Source organism: Massilia oculi (assembly GCF_003143515.1).
GTDB classification, from domain to species: domain Bacteria; phylum Pseudomonadota; class Gammaproteobacteria; order Burkholderiales; family Burkholderiaceae_D; genus Telluria; species Telluria oculi.
The window spans coordinates 4,027,890-4,042,105 of the sequence record NZ_CP029343.1 but is presented as its reverse complement, the minus strand read 5'-3'; the positions used below and the strand labels follow the sequence as shown (position 1 = coordinate 4,042,105).

General features: G+C 67.6%; 11 protein-coding genes and 2 pseudogenes. 7 read left to right on the top strand and 6 right to left on the bottom strand.

Annotated features, from left to right (window positions below; all coding sequences use genetic code 11):
• Positions 1-289 precede the first annotated feature (289 nt).
• Complete coding sequence (locus DIR46_RS26725) at positions 290-622, top strand: hypothetical protein (RefSeq protein ID WP_162819567.1); 333 nt, start codon at positions 290-292, stop codon at positions 620-622.
• Entirely contained in the window at positions 591-884 is a 294-nt protein-coding gene (locus DIR46_RS26720) for an ATP-binding protein (protein ID WP_205289001.1), read from the top strand. The genes DIR46_RS26725 and DIR46_RS26720 overlap by 32 nt, the downstream gene beginning before the upstream one ends.
• Here DIR46_RS26720 and DIR46_RS18300 read toward each other — a convergent pair.
• Genes DIR46_RS18300 through DIR46_RS18275 form a run of 6 tightly spaced genes read right to left on the bottom strand, consistent with a single transcriptional unit; the run spans position 881 to position 9,100 of the window.
• Entirely contained in the window at positions 881-1,204 is a 324-nt protein-coding gene (locus tag DIR46_RS18300; RefSeq protein ID WP_109346514.1) for a hypothetical protein, read from the bottom strand. The genes DIR46_RS26720 and DIR46_RS18300 overlap by 4 nt on opposite strands.
• Before the next feature lie 59 nt (positions 1,205-1,263).
• Positions 1,264-1,881 carry a hypothetical protein gene (locus tag DIR46_RS26975; protein WP_205289000.1) on the bottom strand — a complete coding sequence of 206 codons (618 nt, stop codon included), beginning with the start codon at positions 1,879-1,881 and terminating at the stop codon, positions 1,264-1,266.
• 8 nt (positions 1,882-1,889) lie between these two features.
• Positions 1,890-5,576 (bottom strand): tubulin-like doman-containing protein, encoded by a 3,687-nt coding sequence (locus tag DIR46_RS18290; RefSeq protein WP_109346513.1) that lies wholly within the window; start codon positions 5,574-5,576, stop codon positions 1,890-1,892.
• A gap of 19 nt (positions 5,577-5,595) precedes the next feature.
• Entirely contained in the window at positions 5,596-6,066 is a 471-nt protein-coding gene (locus tag DIR46_RS18285) for a hypothetical protein (protein WP_109346512.1), read from the bottom strand.
• Positions 6,067-6,086: 20 nt separating this feature from the next.
• Positions 6,087-7,601: a hypothetical protein gene (locus DIR46_RS18280; protein ID WP_229446300.1), complete on the bottom strand. Its 1,515-nt coding sequence runs from the start codon at positions 7,599-7,601 to the stop codon at positions 6,087-6,089.
• Positions 7,598-9,100, bottom strand: a complete 1,503-nt coding sequence (locus DIR46_RS18275) for a hypothetical protein (protein ID WP_109346511.1) — start codon at positions 9,098-9,100, stop codon at positions 7,598-7,600. The genes DIR46_RS18280 and DIR46_RS18275 overlap by 4 nt, the downstream gene beginning before the upstream one ends.
• A 240-nt stretch (positions 9,101-9,340) precedes the next feature.
• Between DIR46_RS18275 and DIR46_RS18270 the strand changes: the two genes are divergently transcribed.
• The 5 genes and pseudogenes from DIR46_RS18270 to DIR46_RS18260 all read left to right on the top strand — a co-directional run bounded on the left by DIR46_RS18270 (position 9,341) and on the right by DIR46_RS18260 (position 14,137).
• Positions 9,341-10,381, top strand: coding sequence for a M29 family metallopeptidase (locus tag DIR46_RS18270; RefSeq protein WP_109346510.1), 1,041 nt, complete (start codon positions 9,341-9,343; stop codon positions 10,379-10,381).
• A gap of 72 nt (positions 10,382-10,453) precedes the next feature.
• Positions 10,454-10,846, top strand: a pseudogene (locus DIR46_RS27360) (GAF domain-containing protein); the annotation flags it as partial.
• A gap of 172 nt (positions 10,847-11,018) precedes the next feature.
• Positions 11,019-11,102: pseudogene (locus DIR46_RS27770) on the top strand (hypothetical protein); the annotation flags it as partial.
• Between the two features lie 60 nt (positions 11,103-11,162).
• Positions 11,163-11,630 carry a sensor histidine kinase gene (locus tag DIR46_RS27350; protein ID WP_229446299.1) on the top strand — a complete coding sequence of 156 codons (468 nt, stop codon included), beginning with the start codon at positions 11,163-11,165 and terminating at the stop codon, positions 11,628-11,630.
• 131 nt (positions 11,631-11,761) lie between these two features.
• Complete coding sequence (locus tag DIR46_RS18260) at positions 11,762-14,137, top strand: M1 family metallopeptidase (RefSeq protein WP_109346509.1); 2,376 nt, start codon at positions 11,762-11,764, stop codon at positions 14,135-14,137.
• Positions 14,138-14,216 lie beyond the last annotated feature (79 nt).

Below are 14,216 nucleotides of genomic sequence, written 5' to 3'. Positions count from 1 at the left end.
TTCCAGGCGATTCCAACTTGTGGTAGCAGAATTTAATACCGGAAATATACCTCATGCGTGGGATATGCAGGGCAAATGATGGACGACGACTTCGCGACTTCACGACTTCGCGACTTCGCGACTTCGCCTCGCCAGGATGCGCGCTCGCTCACCACCTGGAGTCAACCATATTCCGCCTTCGTGCCGCCCTATCCTGCGTCAGCCTGGCCCTCACCCGGGCCGCGCCGCGGTGGTCCGCATCGCTACGACGCCATCGTGCTCGACTGGATGATGCCGCGCATGGCTGGCGATGACGCCGGTGCGGCGCAAGGCGGTCGACGGCGACGCGCCGCGCAAGCTGCACGAACTGCCGCCGGCCGCGACCGCGCCGCTGGCGCGCATCGAATCGACCGCCGAGAACCTCACCGGGATCATGGCGGCGCTGCTGTTCCTGTCGCGCGAGGATGGCAAGGCGCCGCTGGAAACCACCCGGCTCGATGCGCTGGTGCTGACGCTGATCGACGACCACCGGCATCTACTCGATGGCAAGGACGCGCACTTCATCGTCGAAGCTTTGCCCCGCCCCGACCGTGAACAGCCGGGAAGCGATCGTGCGCATCGTGGTGGGCAATCTGATGCGTAACGCGGCCGAGAACAGCTACCAGGGCGCCATCCGCGTCAAACTGGTTGAGGGGCGCCTGAGCATCCAGGACAGCGGCGCAGGCTTCGACACGGTGGCCGCGGCCCGGCACCATACGCAGGCGCTCCGAAAGTCGGCCAAGCAGGGTGGCGGCCAGGGTCTGGGATTGTTCCTGACGCGCCGGGTGTGCGAGCGCTTCGGCTGGACCCTGACGATTTCATCCAACCCCGCGCACGGCACGCCCGCGGAAATGACCTTTACTTAGTCGTCTTCCTTGATCTCATCGGCTTTTTCCTGGATCTTCTCGCCCGCGCGTTCCACCGACTTGCCGACTTCCCCGGTCGCGCGCTCCAGGCCACGGCTGGCTTCCTCGGTCGCGTCCCTGACCTTGTCGCGCGCCTCGTCGACCGCATCGTCGACCCTGGCCAGTTCGTCCTTCACCGAATCGGTCACCCTGGCGCTGGCCTCGTCCATCGCCTTGCCGATGCGTTCCGCCGGGCCGGCGCCGTCCTCGTCGCGGCTGCAGCCGGCCAGCGCCATGAGCATCACCGGCACCAGCAGCGCCCCGGTCATGGTTGCTTTCATTCCTTACTCCTTGCGGTTTTCTCAACGCTTTTCATGATACACCGCGTCATCCCGCCTGGTCAGCCGCCGCGCTTCGGATCAGCCAGCGGATGGCTGCGCCGGCGCCGCTCCTCGCGCGTGCAGGCGGCGGCTGCGGCATTGAGCGCATCCTGCACCTTGCGCAACTGCTCTTCGCTGGCGCGCGTCGTGCGCAGCGCGATCAATTCGTCCTGCGCCTGTTTCGGCTTGCATTCCTTGGCCAGGGCGATCGCCGCGCTCATGCGACGTTCGATGCGCGCCTGGGTCGGCTTGGTCAGCATCCAGGCCAACCACAGGATACCGAGGGCGATCAGCCACCAGCGCAGGCGGATCGGTTTGCGTGCCGGCGCGGTCGACCGGGGCGCAGCGCTCGGGCGGATCGGTGGCGGCACTGGCGGCACTGGCGGCACTGGCGGCCTGGGCGGCGGTGGCGGTGGCGGTGGCGGTGGCTGAATTGGCGCCGCAGGCGCCGGAACAGGCGCCGGCGGCGGGACGACGACCGGCTCCGGCCGTTTCGCCAACTCCGGCGCCGGGGAAACGAGCGGCGCGGCGACGGGCCGCTGCGCCGTGCCGCACCACGGACAGAAATCGACCCGGCGCGGAAAGGCGCGTCCGCAGCCGACGTTCACGCAGCGGTGGAGGGACTGGGCTTTCTCCATGCCTGTTCCTAGTCCGGATCCGGCACGCCGTCGTCGGGATCGGGTATTCCCTCATCCCGCGTCCGGCCAAGCGCGATTGCCAGTTCCGGCAGCTCCCCCACCGTACTCCACTTGCCGATCTTCGGATGCCAGCGCATGTCCCAGGCGCGGGTGGCGTGGTCGATCTCGCCGCGCGTGGCCAGCTCCGCGATCTCGTCGACCGTGAACGGCCCGCGTTGGGCGCCGCCGAAGAAGAGTTTGAAACGCGGCGACGTCGCTGGCAGCGGCGGGGGGGCGACGGGACGCTGCGCCAGCGCCTGCGCCGCCGCTTCCTCGTCCGCCAGCAGCGCCGGCAGGATCACGCGCTTGTCGACCGCGCGCTCGACTTCCCAGCTGTAGGCGTCCTGGCTCGAGCCGGGAACGGCCTCGGTCCAGCGCTCGACATGGCCCAGCAGGGCGTCGATGCGCGCCTGCCCCAGGGCCGGGTCCAGCGCCTGCGCGCGCCGGAACCAGCCGTCGTACAGGCGGCGCGCGGTAATGTTCGGCAGCGATGGCGATGGCAGCTGGGCGCCCGTCTCGTCGACTTCGAGCCGCGGTTCGTATACGCGCAGCTGGTAGTAGCGCATCAGCGCCGCCAGCAGCATCAGCCGCTGCGGGCCGACATGCGTCAGGCGCGCCTGGACGGCCGCGATGATTCCCTCGCGATAATAAGGCGGCAGGCCATTGGAACGGACCGCGAACTCGTTGCCGACCTGGAGCCATTCCCCAGAACCGGCTTCGACCTCGAACAGGTACTGGCCGCGCGGCTGGAAAGCCGCCTCGCGGTCGCCCAGCTCCGGCTTGCGCCGGATGACGCCCAGCGCGATCGCCTGCAAATACCATTCGTAATCGTCGGCCAGCCGTCCCAGCTCGTCCATCGACGGCGAAATCGGATGGCGAAAACGCGTGGCGTCGAAGTGCAGGTGAGTCGGGATCTTCGGGTTCTCGATCTGGTACGAGGCGCGCCAGGTCGGCAGGCCGCGCAGCACCGTCATCGGATAGCCGGACAGCTCGATATAGCACACCGCCCTGCCGCTCACCCCGGTGTTGACGATCGAGACCAGCTCGCCATGGAAGTAACCGGTCGGCACGGCGGCGCGGATCTCGGCCTCCATGCGCCGCCACGCGATCGGGTCACCCACGCCGATGAAGCACTTGAACTGGTCGGCGTTCGGCGTGAACTCGGCCGAGAAGCGCGCATTCACCCACGGCATCGCGCTGCGGATCCACTCGGCGAAAATGCGCTGACGCTCCTGCGGCGACAGGCTCGATAAACGTTCGAGCAGCGGATCGGCGGGTTCCTGCTGCTCCAGATCCTGGCTGGAAAGCTGCAACTGCGCTCGGCGGAACAGCTTGAGCAGCAGCTCGGCGCGCAGGCGTTCGTCGCCCAGCTGCGGAAACAGGCGCGCCGAACCGCCGAATTCGAGCAGCACTTCCTCGCTCCAGATGCTGGTGTCGCCGCTCAAGCGCACCGGCGCCGGCGCCGGCGCCGTATCGTAGCCAAGCTTGATCGTGGTCGCATGTTCCTGGCGCGCGTCGGCGCGCAGCTGCAGGATGCGCTGGTCCACCGCCCCGAGCATCGCCTGGACGGCGCGCCGTCCTTCCTGGAACTCGCCGGCGATGCCGCTCCACTGCGCATGGCCCTGTTCGTCGGTCGATTGAGGATCGCCCAGCCAGCCGGACAGGGAACGCATCACCTCGATCGCCTGGCCGGCCGCCACCGCGAGCAGGTGGAAGCGCAGGTAGTCGGCCAGGTCGCGCTTGAGGTGGCCCATCACTTCGCGCGCCTGCGGTTCCTTGCCGAACAGGCGGCCGGCAGCCTGGCCCAGGTTGTTCAGCGATTCCTCGACCTGGCGCGTGCGCAGCGCGTCGCGGATGTCGCGGTAGCGCCGGCCATTGCGCTCGGCGTGCGCCAGGTCGCGCTGCGCCAGCCGCGACTTGACCTGCTCCAGCAGCGACAGCACGAATTCCAGTCCGCCCTGGCGGCGGTCGTCGAGCAGGGCATACAGGCGCTCGCGCACCCTGCCCTTCAGGCGGTTCGACAGCTCGCCGGTGTGGCGCTTGATGCGATCCTCGCTGGTCTCGGCGGTGGCGCCGGCCTCGCGGATCGCGTCGCGTTCGAGCTGCGGCAGCAGTTCGGACACTTTTTCGCGCCACAGCTTGATGTCGTAGGACGCCATGATGCGGTCCATCTCGAGCTGGACCCGGCTTTCCACGCGCTCGAGCAGCGAGCGGCCGTCGCGGTCCTGCAGCAGCGCGGTCGTCAGCGCGTACTCGGTGAATGGCGTCACGTCCACCGACCCCTTGCGCAGGTCGGGGAACTCGTCGAACGGCCGCTCGGCCATCTCCATCTGCTCGCGCATGAAGGCGTCGCGCTCGGCGTCGCCGGCGCGCCGCGCCGCATTGTTCCCCGCATTGTTCCCCGCATTGTTCCCCGCATTCTTCCCGCTTACGCCATCGGTGCCGGCCAGTCCGAAGAACGCCTTCACCATCAGCGCCGCCAGCTCATAGGCGCGGATGTCTTCATGCAGGCTTTGCTGGGTGTCGAGCACCGACTGGCCGAAGCTGGAATACACCTTCGAGTACGACAGCCGCATGTCGCCGAAGCGCGCCTCGGGCACGCGCGGGTTGTACGGTCCCAGCTTGTGCTGCTGCTGGTTGACCGCGACCGAACGCTTGCGGTTGGCGAAATCGGCCGAGGCGAAGTCTTCGAACAGCGTGTCGGCCACCATCTGGTAGACGTCCTTGACGTCGAGCGTCGCCTTATTGGCCAGGTTGGCGGTGTCGACGAAATACACGTCGTCGTAGGGCGCGCCGCGGCCCGCGATGCTGTCCGGGTCCAGCCACGTGATATTGGCGTTCATGTCGCGCATCGCCGTCTCGAGTTCCATCAGGGTGGCGTAGGCATTGGCCTCGGTGCGCTCCTTGTTGGCCTTGGCGAAACCGGACGGCATCAGCAGCACCAGGTCGACCTGGCTGTCGGACACTTCCTGGCGCGCGATCGCCTTCGACAGCCAGCCCAGGTCGAGCACGCTGCCGGCGCCGGTGCCGCCGGCGGCGGAGGCGATGACCACGATCCTGAATTTCGAGGTATCGACCTGCAGCCCGAGGCGCTGGTAATTCTCCTTGCGCTCGATGCCGGCGTTGCTGCTCAGGTAGTTCAGCGCACCCTTGATGCGGCCGCGCAGCTTCGGATACTTGTCGAACAGGTAGAGCCGCGCCAGCGCGCGGATCTGGCCCGCGCCGTTCGATGGGTCGATGCCGAGCGAGCGCAGCTTCTTGGGCCGCAGCGGCATCCAGCTCTCGATCAGCGGGAAGCGCGCCAGGCTGTCGTCGGACTCATGGTATTGCGGCAGGTCGAGCGCCTCGACCAGGCGTTCCTCGTCGGAGAGGCGCACCAGCTCGTACCAGGGATCGGTGCGCTGCGACTTGCCCTCGTCGATGACGGCATTGCTGTCGAGGTCGAAGTGCAGGAAGCGCGCCACCGGGAAATCGGCGATCGATTCGACCCGGGTCGGATGGCGCCGGTTCCAGACCGCCGACAGGATGCGGCGCCGGATGCGCATCATGACTTCCATGCCGGTGCCGCCGGCGCCGATGAACAGGGTCGGCCGCAGGTCGACCTTCAGCTCGGCCGGACGGGCATTGACGGTCGATGGGTTCGGGAATTCTGCCATGGTGTGGGGACTCCCTTTGTTAGCGACGGCCGATGAACAGCGAGGCGACCAGCGCCACCAGCCCCACCGCCACCAGCGGGCCGGTGACGGCGAAGGTCAGGAAGCGGCTGGCGTTGATGATGGCCAGCACCGCCGCCGCCGACAGGAAGCCGAGGCCGACGAACAGCAGCCAGCCCGCATTGCCGGCCGAGGAAGGCGCCACGCGCTTGCGAACCAGGTGATGCACATACGCGCCGCGCACGAAGAAGTAGACGCTGATCAGGATCAGGAACACGATGCCGCCGATCGCCAGGTCGCGGTCGGATGTATCCGCGACCGGCAAGGCGTGAGGATCGACCGGCATCACCTCGACCGGGCGGGTGGCGGTGTCGGGTAGAGTCTGCGGCAAGGTCTGCTTGACTGCGTCCTGCGGCGATGCCGACTCCTCCGGCAGCTTGAAGCCGGGATCGGCGGGCGACGGGGCATTGCTTGGTGGCTGGGTTGCCTGCATGGCGTTTTCCTTTCTTGTCTTCAGCGGCCGAGCCGCACCTGCGCGCCTTCGCGCACGGCGATCAGCCGATGGCCGAACAGCGTTGTCTTCAGTTGCGCGACCTGCTCGCCATGGCGGTCATGGATCGCCTGCGTGGTGCCGGCGCGGCCGCGCATGGTGCGCATCTCCTCGTCCACCGTCACTTGCACCTTGCGCGGCCGCGCCCAGGCCCAGGCGGCGGCCGCGAGCAGCGCCAGGAGCGCGAGCAAGGCGCCGACCAGCGCCAGCAGCGGCCCCATGCCGTAATGGACGCGCACCTCCAGCGGCAGCACCGCCGTCGACGCCTGCACCCGCGCCGGCGGGGTAAAAATGTCGGGCAGCGGATCGCCCGGGAACAGCGCCGCCATGCGCTGGCGGAAGGCCTGCGACAGCGCGAGCTGCTGGTCGGCCAGGTGCAGCTCGATCCGGCCCGGCAGCACGTAGGCCGAGCCGGCGGACTTGAGCGCGGCCAGCGACCATTTGTCGGGAATCTGCGCCACCGGCAGCGCCATGCTGGAACCCAGCGGCGCCGGCTGGCCGGGCGCCAGCGCGCGCACGCGCTGGGTATCGAGTGCGATCGGATGGCTTTCGCCGGCAAGCAGCGAGCGCGCGCTCAGGGTGGCGGAACCGATCGTGTACGGATAGATCGTGTTTTCCAGATTCCACTCGATGCGCGCCTGCGGCATGCGCGCATCGGGAGCGACGTCGGCGCGCAGCACGCCGCGCGCGTCCGAGGCGAACGACACGCCGGGCGCATTGACGACGCGGCGCGGCGCCAGCCGCACCGTGTCGCGGTCGAGCGGCTTGAGGCGCGCCGGCGGCTCGGTGATCACCCGGGCGATGCGTCCGGAGGCCAGCAGCGCATCGAGCGCCGCCGCGCCTTGCGCTCCGACGGCGAAGGCATACACCATCAGACCGTTCGCGCTGTAATGCTTGCCCGCTACCTGCATGCGCAGCGGGAAGGCCAGCGCCTTGGTGATCGCATCGCCGGTGTGGATCAGCGCATAGAACTCGCGGTTGCGGGTGGCCGTGGCCTGGTCGTTGTCGGGGCTGTTGCGGTTGTTCGTCACCAGCCAGACGATGCCTGGCCGGCCCTTGAGCACCTGCCCCGTCGCGGCGCGCACCGCTTCGCCCAGGTCGGTGTCGGCCAGCGCCGAGCCTCCTGGTTTACGCGCCGTGTCCAGGCTGGCGATGGCCTGCGCCACGCGCGCGCGGACCGGCTCATCGCCTGCCTTGAACGACAGCAGCGCGCGCGGCGACGGCGCCCCCGCCCGCGCCTGATTGAAGCTCGCCAGCACCAGCGCGTCTCCCGGCCGGACCACGCTGCCCGCCAGCGCCGCCACCAGCGGCTTGAACGGCGACTTGGGATCGCTGTAGAACGGCTCCATCCAGCCCGAGTTCTGCACCAGAAATACATGCGGTATGGGCGGTGATGCGGCCTGCGCGCACAAGGACGCGCCGGCCAGCAGGGCCGCCGCCAGTTGACCTGCGATGGTCTTCATCATCGTCGCGATCACAACGGCTCGTCCAGGCGCCAGCCGCGCATCTGGTTCCAGTCGGGGTGGTGCAGCCACAGGCAGCCGCCCGCCACCACCGGCACGCAGTCGAGCGGACGGGCCAGGCGCGCGATCTCGTCCAGGATCACGTTGCGGCGTCCGATCCATTCGACGGTGGTGCGCGGAATGACGCGCGCATCCTCTCCGACCCCCAACGCTTCTTCGGCGCGGAAGTTCGCCTTGTGCAAGCGCAGCACCAGGCCGCTCGGCTGGCTGCGGTTATTGTTAAAGCTGCGCAGCAGCGGCAGCACCAGCGTGTCGTCGTGGTGCGGGTCTTCGACGTGCTCGTTCGACCACGGCTCGTCAAGCACCGGATGTCCGCGCCGGAACAGGAAGTTGGCGAAACCCAGGCGCGCGCCGTCGATCGCCATGCGCGCCGGCAGATGGTCCGTGCCGGCGCCGAGTTCGAGGTAGGAATACCCCTGGCCATCGTGCCCGATCTGCCACAGGCGACCGTCGCGGCTCTGGGTCGGCCCGCCGAAGTCCAGGCGCGGTTGCCAGTGCAGCGGCCATGGCGAAAATTGCGGCGCCTCGCCCGGGCGCCAGGTGAGCTGGCCCTGGGCGTGCAGCCAGAACAGGCGTCCGTCGTAGCCGAGCGGACGGCTCCAGCCGGAGGCCGGCGCATCGGGGCAGGCATATTCCTGCACTTCATCAAGGTCGAGGCGCATGCTCCACAGGCGCACGGCATCGACGCCGCCCGCGAGGCAGGCCAGGTGACGCCGCATGAGGCCGGGCGCCGCCACGATGGGCGCGGCCAGCACGCTCTCGGTGCGGTAGGTTTCGCTGACCGGATCGATCCAGAGGCGCTGCAGGCCGTCCAGGCCGGGGACCACGCCGGCCTCGCCGCGGCGCGGATCCAGCGCCGGAATCCAGGCGTGGCTGGACGCGGTGAACACCAGGCTGGCGGCGCCCGCTTCGGGCGTGAGCACATGCCAGCTGGCGCCCAGCGGATCCCAGTACTGCAGCACGCCGCGGGTATGGGCCAGCGCCAGCAGGCGTTCGCCGGGAAAGCCGAAGCCGGCGGCGGCGAACACCGAACAGGCATTCGGCGGCGCCGGCATGGTCAGGTCGCAGCGTCCCGGCGTCGGTGCGGCCGGGCGTTCTTCGAGGCTGTCGCCGAGCGGCGTCGAGGTGACAGGCAAGCCGTGCGGCACGTGGCGCGGAAGCAGGTCGTCGCCGCCCGGCCCCCACCATCCGCGCGCTCGCGCCGGTGCGCCGCCAAGGCGCAACAGCGGGCGCCCGCAGCGCGGGCAATAGGCGAATCCTTCCGGATAAATTGGAGAACAGCGGCAATCGAGGGGCAGCGAGGCGCCGAGCACATGGGCGACGTCGGTCAGGCGCTGGCGCGCACGGCCCTGCCAGTCGACCGGGCCCAGGCCCTCGCTGGCGAGCAGGGCGAATTCGCCGCTTGCCTCGTCTTCCTGCCAGATGCTGGCAGGCGTTTCCCATCTGTACGCCATTGCTGTCTTTCGCTCTGCCAAATAATTTGTCGAAACACGACCCGTGGGGCGCGTCCTTGCTATTGCTCAAATGATAGCTCCGTGAACTGCCGCGCGGCGCGCCGTTCACGAGGTAGCGTTGCACGATCCCGGACGCATCAATAATCGAACTCATCGCGCGCCCTGGCGGGGAACTTTCGGCCGACCTACGTATAATGGCCGCCTGCCTTTCCACCCTCTCTTGCGCTTTCCCATTCCGCCATGACCGCTGCCGATCCCCACGCCGACCTCCCTTCGCACGCCGTCGATGCCGCCGCAAGGCATCTGCATGACGTGCTGACGATCGCGCTCGAACACGGCCCGGGGCAGCGCGCGCTGGTGGTGTACGACACCCGCACCGGACTTTCTCGCGCGCTGCTCGAGGGCTACCGGCGCAACCTTCCGGATGCAACCTTTGTCGACTTCGACGCCGTGACGCCGGAAGCGGTGCTGGCGGCCTTCCGCACGATGACGGCGGGCGACCTTGTCGTGCTGCTGCAATCGTCGAACTTCCGCCTCGACGGCTTTCGCATGCGGGTCGAGCTGTTCAAGCTCGACCTGAAAGTGATCGAGCACGTGCACCTGTCGCGCATGCCGGGCATCCAGGGTGAGCACTACATCGACGCCCTGGCCTACGATCCGGCCTATTTCCGCGGCACCGGCCGCGCGCTCAAGGAACGCATCGACCGCGCGCCGCACGGCCGCGTGGTCGGCGGCGGCGAGACGCTCACCTTCGCCTCGCCGTTCGAGCCGGCCAAACTGAACATCGGCGACTACAGCGACATGAAGAACGTCGGCGGCCAGTTCCCGATCGGCGAAGTGTTCACCGAAGCGCTCGACCTCGAAGCCGTGCACGGCCGGGTGCAGATCCACGTGTTCGGCGACACCAGCTACCGCTCGAACCATCCGGACGTGCCGGTGACCCTGGTGATCGAGGCCGGCCGCGTGGTCGCCACCGAGAACGCGACGCCGGCTTTCCGGCAGGTGCTGGACAATATTCGGCTCGAGGAAGGCGAAGTCTGGGTGCGCGAGCTGGGCTTCGGCCTGAACCGCGCCTTCACGCGCGAGCTGCGGGTGGACGACATCGGCACCTACGAGCGCATGTGCGGCATCCACCTGTCGCTCGGCGCCAAGCATGGCGTGTACCCGAAGCCCGGCTTCAAGCGCAAGGATGCGCGCTACCACATCGACGTGTTCGCGGTGACCGACGCGGTCTGGCTGGGCGATGAAAGGGTGTACCAGGACGGTCGCTGGCTGGCCTGACGCACCGGTTCGCCAGAGGGCGACAGCGGTCACGGCAACGTGCTAGGATGAATTTTTAATAACATCCGCATCATGCCCGACAGCGTTCCTCTCCACGTCAGCGAAATCCAGGCGATCGAGTCCGTGCCACGGGTCCTGGAGACCGTCGCGGCGCTGACCGGCATGCGTTTCGTCTGCATCGCCCACGTCACGCCGGGATGCTGGATGGCGTGCGCGGTCCACGACCGGCTCGGCCTGGGCGTGCGGCCAGGCGCCACGGTCGACCTCGACCTCACCCTGTGCCAGGAAGTGCTCGAGTCGCACCAGCCGGTCGTCATCGACTGCGTGCCCGACAGCGCCCGCTACCGCGATCATCCGGCGCCGCGCGCCTTCGGCTACCAGAGCTATTTTTCGATCCCGATCTTCCGCCCGGACGGCGCCTACTTCGGCACGCTGTGTGGCCTCGATTACGCGCCGGCGCGCCTGAGCGAAGGCCCGCTGGTGCCGGCCATCACCCTGTTCGCCGAACTGGTGTCGCGCCAGCTCGAGACCGAACGCTCGCTGCGCGACGCCCAGCGCGCCCTGTTCACCGAACGCGAGACGGCCGAGCTGCGCGAACAATTCATCGCCGTGCTCGGACACGACCTGCGCACCCCCCCTGACCTCGATCCTGGGCCGGGTCGACCTGCTGGCGCGCCACAACCAGGATCCGGTCACCGGCCACGCCCTGGAGCGGATCCGCCGCAGCGCGCTGCGCATCGACACCCTGGTCGACGACGTCGTCGATTTCACGCGCGGACGCATGGGTTCCGGCATGGCGCTCGACCTGCGGCTGCATGAAGGCGTCGAGACCGTGCTGGAACAGGCCATCGACGAGCTGCGCGGCGCCTATCCGCAGGCGCGCGTGGACAGCACGATCGCGCCAGGCCTGCAGCTGCGCTGCGACCCGCAACGCCTGGCGCAGATGCTGTCGAACCTGGTCAGGAACGCACTGACGCACGGCGATCCGATGCGGCCGGTCGAGGTGCGGGCCGGGATCGCCGACGGCCTGTTCGTGCTGGCGGTGAGCAACCACGGGCCGCACCTGGACGCGGCGGCGCTCAAGCAGCTGTTCAAGCCCTACTGGCGCGCGGTATCGCGCGTCGGCGACGACGGGCTGGGACTGGGGCTCTACATCGTGGACCAGATCGCACGCGCGCACGGCGGCGCGATCGGCGTGCAGTCGAGCCAGGAGCGCACCACCTTCAGGTTCAGCATGCCAGCCGCATGATCGCCCAGGCAGATCGCGACGGCCATGTTGTTCAAACCGCATGTTTCAGGATTTTTACAAATCCGCTGAGCAGTTGATTAATATCAGGATTAGAATTCTTTTCTAATATCAATTACAAATCCAGGGGAATCATGTTTCGTTTGCCTATCGGCGTGGCAGCGCTATGCCTCGTCACGTCAGCGTTCGCGGCCGCGCCCTTCGACGACAAGTTCCGCCAGCTCGACGAGCTGCTGCCGACGCCGGGCGCGATCCGCACCGCGTCCGGCGCCCCGGGCCACGCCTACTGGCAGCAGCGCGCCGACTACACGATCCGCGCCACGCTCGACGAGAACAAGCGCGCGCTTTCCGGCGCCGGTACGGTGACGTACCATAACAATTCGCCGGATACCCTCAAGTATTTGTGGCTGCAGCTGGACCAGAACATCTACAAGCCGGGTTCGGACGCGCGCCAGAGCGCCACCCTCCCCTCGCGCAATGCCTGGACCGGCGCGACCGCGCAGACCGGACTGAAGTTCGACGGCCTGCGTTCGCTGCTCGAGCAGCAAACCTTCCCCGGCGGCTTCGACATCCTGGCGGTGAAGGACGCGAACGGCCGCGCGCTGGCGCACACCATCAACAAGACCATGATGCGGATCGACCTGCCGCAGCCGCTCAAGCCGGGTGCGCGCGTGACGTTCAGCGTCGACTGGCGCTACAACATCAACGAGCAGAAGGTGCTGGGCGGCCGCGCCGGCTACGAGAAGTTCGACGACAATAACGACCTGTTCGAGATCGCCCAGTGGTTCCCGCGCATGGCCGCCTACTATGACGTCTACGGCTGGCAGCACAAGCAGTTCCTGGGCGCGGGTGAATTCACCCTGGAATTCGGCGACTACGACGTGCGCATCACGGTCCCCGCCGACCACGTGGTCGCGTCGACCGGCGAGCTGCAGAACCCGGGCGAAGTGCTCAGCGCCGCCCAGCGCGAGCGCCTCAAGCAGGCGCGCAGCGCGAAGAAGCCGGTCATCATCGTGACCCAGGCGGAAGCCGAAGCGGCCGAGAAGGCGCGCAGCGCAGTGGGCAATGGCGCCACCAAGACCTGGCACTTCAAGGCGAAGAACGTGCGCGACTTCGCGTTCGCCTCGAGCCGCAAGTTCATCTGGGACGCGCAGGGCGTCAAGAGCGGCGACGTCGACGTGCTGGCGATGTCGTACTACCCGAAAGAGGGTAATCCGCTGTGGGAGAAATACTCGACCCAGGCGATCATCCACACCATCGAGCAGTACAACAAGTACTCCTTCGACTACCCGTACCCGACCGCGATCTCGGTCAACGGCCCGGTGGGCGGCATGGAATACCCGATGATCTCGTTCAACGGCCCGCGGCCGAGCAAGGACAAGAAGACCGGCGAGATCACCTATTCGCAGCGCACCAAGTATGGCCTGATCGGCGTGATCATCCACGAGGTGGGCCACAACTACTTCCCGATGATCGTCAATTCGGACGAGCGCCAGTGGACCTGGATGGACGAGGGCCTGAACACCTTCGTGCAATACCTGGCGCAGCAGGCCTGGGAAGAGAACTGGCCGGACAGCCGCGGCGAGCCGCGCCGCATCACCGACTACATGAAGAGCCGCAACCAGGTGCCGATCATGACCAACTCGGAGTCGCTGCTGCAGTTCGGGAACAACGCCTACGCCAAGCCGGCCGCCGCGCTGAACGTGCTGCGCGAGACGGTGCTGGGCCGCGAACTGTTCGACTTCGCCTTCAGGGAATACGCCCAGCGCTGGAAATTCAAGCGCCCCACCCCGGCCGACTTCTTCCGCACCATGGAAGACGCGTCCGGCACGGACCTCGACTGGTTCTGGCGCGGCTGGTTCTATACCACCGACGCCGTCGACGTGAGCGTGGACGGCATCACCGAATACACGGTCTCGAGCCAGGATCCCGAAGTCGAGAAGGCATTGCAGCGCGCGCGCCGCGCGGAGGAACCGGTGTCGGTCACGAAACAGCGCAACGAGGGTATGGCGCGCCGCGTCGATGCGCATCCCGAGCTGAAGGACTTCTACAACGAGAACGACGACTTCACCGTCACCAACAAGGACCGCAACCGCTACCAGGAAAAGATGGCCGGCCTGGAGGACTGGGAAAAGGCGCTGCTCAAGGAAGGCAAGCACCTGTACCTGGTCGACTTCACGAATGTGGGCGGGCTGGTGACGCCGCTGGTGGTCGAGATCGAACTCAAGAGCGGCAAGAAGACCATCGAGCGCATTCCGGCCGAGGTGTGGCGCTATTCGCCGGCGAAGATCACGAAGCTGTTCGTGCTCGATGAGCCGATGGTTGGGCTGACCCAGGACCCGTATTGGGAGACGGCCGACGTCGACGTCAGCAACAACAGCTGGCCGCGCAAGGCCACGCCGTCGCGGCTAGAGCTGTTCAAGACCGAACGCGATCCGAACAACCTGATGCGCGACTTTAATACCAAGCTGAAGGCCGGCGAGAGCAGCAGCACGCCTCCGGCTGAATGATCGGCTGCCCGTCTTTTCGTTGAACGCGTGGAGTAATTCGGTCCGGTGGGCCGAATTACGAGCCGTCCACCCTACGGTG

What these genes read in the sequence shown, in the direction of transcription:
- DIR46_RS18275 (WP_109346511.1), bottom strand. Translation starts at nt 9,100, where the DNA reads ATGGCGTACAGATGGGAAACGCCTGCCAGCATCTGGCAGGAAGACGAG.
- DIR46_RS26975 (WP_205289000.1), bottom strand. Translation starts at nt 1,881, where the DNA reads ATGGAGAAAGCCCAGTCCCTCCACCGCTGCGTGAACGTCGGCTGCGGA.
- DIR46_RS18270 (WP_109346510.1), top strand. Translation starts at nt 9,341, where the DNA reads ATGACCGCTGCCGATCCCCACGCCGACCTCCCTTCGCACGCCGTCGAT.
- DIR46_RS26725 (WP_162819567.1), top strand. Translation starts at nt 290, where the DNA reads ATGACGCCGGTGCGGCGCAAGGCGGTCGACGGCGACGCGCCGCGCAAG.
- DIR46_RS18260 (WP_109346509.1), top strand. Translation starts at nt 11,762, where the DNA reads ATGTTTCGTTTGCCTATCGGCGTGGCAGCGCTATGCCTCGTCACGTCA.
- DIR46_RS27350 (WP_229446299.1), top strand. Translation starts at nt 11,163, where the DNA reads ATGGGTTCCGGCATGGCGCTCGACCTGCGGCTGCATGAAGGCGTCGAG.
- DIR46_RS18290 (WP_109346513.1), bottom strand. Translation starts at nt 5,576, where the DNA reads ATGGCAGAATTCCCGAACCCATCGACCGTCAATGCCCGTCCGGCCGAG.
- DIR46_RS18285 (WP_109346512.1), bottom strand. Translation starts at nt 6,066, where the DNA reads ATGCAGGCAACCCAGCCACCAAGCAATGCCCCGTCGCCCGCCGATCCC.
- DIR46_RS18300 (WP_109346514.1), bottom strand. Translation starts at nt 1,204, where the DNA reads ATGAAAGCAACCATGACCGGGGCGCTGCTGGTGCCGGTGATGCTCATG.